Origin of the sequence: Pseudomonas sp. YNh (assembly GCF_037993085.1) — a bacterium.
GTDB lineage: Bacteria > Pseudomonadota > Gammaproteobacteria > Pseudomonadales > Pseudomonadaceae > Aquipseudomonas > Aquipseudomonas putida.
On record NZ_JBBMRJ010000068.1, the window covers coordinates 1 to 2,765 of the forward strand.

Consider the following 2,765-nt stretch of genomic DNA (forward strand, 5'->3'; position numbering starts at 1 on the left):
GGCTCGTCAGTAACGGTGGTGCTGACCGGGGTTTTGTCCAGGGTCAGTTGCTCGAACTTGCCAACATCAGCGCCAGCAACGGTCGCGATGGAGTTGACCACTGCTGGGTTGGAGCCGACGTAGACGTTGTCCGGAGCGGTGACAGTGATCGAACCGGTAGTGCCGTTGGCCGGTACGGTGATAACGGTTTTGCCGTCGCTCAGCGTGAAAGTCAGCGCACCATGGTTGTTGATCGGCAGACCATCTTTGTTGGTCAGGGTGATGGTGTAGGTGATCTCGCCGCCTTCGGTGACCGAAGGCGTCGCAGTCAACTTGGCCACAACCTCGTCGACGGTGTCGGTCACTTGAACGGTAGCGGCACCGCCCAGTTGCAGGTTCTCGAAGGTAGCACCAGTGGCGTCTACCGCCGAATTGATGCCCAGGCTGATCTGGCCAGCGTCGTTGTAAACGTCATCGCCTTGTGCAGCGTGCTCGTAAGGCGCGCTGGTTTCGCCCGCCTTGATGGTGACCTGCACGTTGTTGCTCAGGGTCACGACCAGATCGTGGTCCAGCGGTTGGTTGACGTGCACGGTGAACGTCGGTTTGACGTTCTCGGCCACCGAGGTCTGGTCGGCCGTGATGGTGACCTTGACCAGGTCGCCTTCGTTGCCTGGGGTGCCTGGTTCGTCGGTAACCTGGGTACTGACCGGGGTCTTGTCCAGGTTCAGGTTTTCAAACTTCCACGCGTCCGCGCCGCTGACGGCGTCGATGGCATTCACCACCGGCTGGTTAGTCCCGACATAGACGTTATCCGGCGCGGTTGCAGTGGCCGAGCCAGTGGTGCTGTTGGCGGCCACAACGACCGTCGTGCCATCGGTCAGCTTGAAATACAGCTCCGAATGGTTGTTGATCGGCAGGCCGTCTTTGTTGGTCAGCGTGATGGTGTAGGTGATCTCGCCGCCTTCCGTAACCGACTGGCTGGCGGTCAGCTTGGCCACCACTTCGTCGATGGTGTCGGTCACTTTGACCGAAGCATCACCGCCCAACTGCAGGTTCTCGAAGGCAGCGCCGGTGGCGTCAACCGCCGACTTGATGCCGAGGGAAATTTCGCCGGCATCCTGGTAAACGTCATCGCCCTGCGCAGCGTGCTCGTATGGCGCGCTGGTGTCGCCAGCTTTGATGGTGACTTGAGCGTTGTTGCTCAGGGTCACCACCAGGTCGTGGGCCAGTGCAGTGTTGATGTGCACGGTGAAGGTCGGTTTGACGTTCTCGGCGACCGAAACCTGGTCAGCGGTGATGGTGACCTTGACGATATCGCCTTCGTTACCTGGGGTACCTGGCTCGTCGGTAACCTGGGTACTGACCGGGGTCTTGTCCAGATTCAGGTTTTCGAATTTCCACGCATCCGCGCCGCTGACGGCGTCGATAGCGTTAATTACCGGCTGGTTAGCGCCAACATAGACGTTATCCGGCGCAGTTGCAGTGGCCGAGCCCGTGGTGCTGTTGGCCGCGACGACAACAGTGGTGCCATCGGTCAGCTTGAAGTACAGCTCTGCGTGGTTGTTGATTGGCAGACCGTCTTTGTTGGTCAGCGTGATCGTGTAGGTGATCTCGCCGCCTTCCGTAACCGACTGGCTTGCGGTCAACTTGGCCACAACTTCGTCGATGGTGTCGGTCACTTGAACGGTGGCCGCACCGCCCAGTTGCAGGTTCTCGAAGGTAGCGCCAGTGGCGTCTACCGCGGAATTGATACCCAGGCTGATTTCGCCGGAGTCCTTGTAGACGTCATCGCCCTGCGCGTCGTGGGTGTACGGCGCGCTGGTTTCGCCAGCCTTGATGGTGACCTGAGCGTTGTTGCTCAGGGTCACGATCAGGTCGTGGTCCAGCGGCTGGTTGATGTGCACGGTGAACGTCGGTTTGACGTTTTCCGCCACCGAAGTCTGGTCGGCGGTGATGGTGACTTTGACCAAGTCACCTTCGTTGCCTGGGGTGCCCGGCTCGTCAGTAACGGTGGTGCTGACTGGGGTTTTGTCCAGGGTCAGTTGCTCGAACTTGCCGACATCCGCGCCAGCAACATTTGCGATCGACTGTACCACCGGGGTGTTGCTGCCAACGTAAACGTTGTCCGGAGCAGTCACGGTGATTGAGCCGCTGGTGCCATTGGCCGGTACCGTGATAACGGTTTTGCCGTCGCTCAGCGTGAAGGTCAAGGCGCCATGGTTATTGATCGGCAGACCGTCTTTGTTGGTCAGGGTGATGGTGTAGGTGATCTCGCCGCCCTCGGTCACCGAAGGGGTGGCGGTCAGCTTAGCCACAACTTCACTGATAGTGTCCGAGATCTCAACGGTAGCCGGGCCACCCAAGGCCAGCTTCTCGAAAGTGGCACCTGGAACGGTAGCATCGGTAACGCTGAGGGTGATGGAGCCAGCGTCGTGATAGACGTCATCACCCTGAGCCGGGGTCTTGTACTCGACTTCGGTCTTACCGGCTTCGATCGTCACGGTGTCGCCGTTCGACAAAGTGACGGTCAACGGACGGTCCAGCGCCTGGCTTACTTTCACAGTAAAGGAAGGTTGCTGGTCTTCGGTCACATTGCCGTTGCTGACGATGCTTACGGTGACGGTATCGACGCTGTCGTTGATGACAGTCGAAGCTGGAGTCGGATTCGGCGTCAGTTGCTCGAAGTTGCCGCCTGTGGCGTTCTCGATGGTGACGCTGACGGTCGAGCCGTTGTTGTAGACGTCGTTCGCCGGGGTCTGGAAATCAACGCTGCCTTGGGTTTTGCC

The 2,765-nt window shown here is 59.5% G+C and carries 1 protein-coding gene; it reads right to left on the reverse strand.

Annotated elements, in window-relative coordinates; genetic code table 11:
* On the reverse strand, positions 1 to 2,765 hold a 2,765-nt coding region (locus WF331_RS29015), incomplete at both ends, for an immunoglobulin-like domain-containing protein (protein ID WP_340623558.1).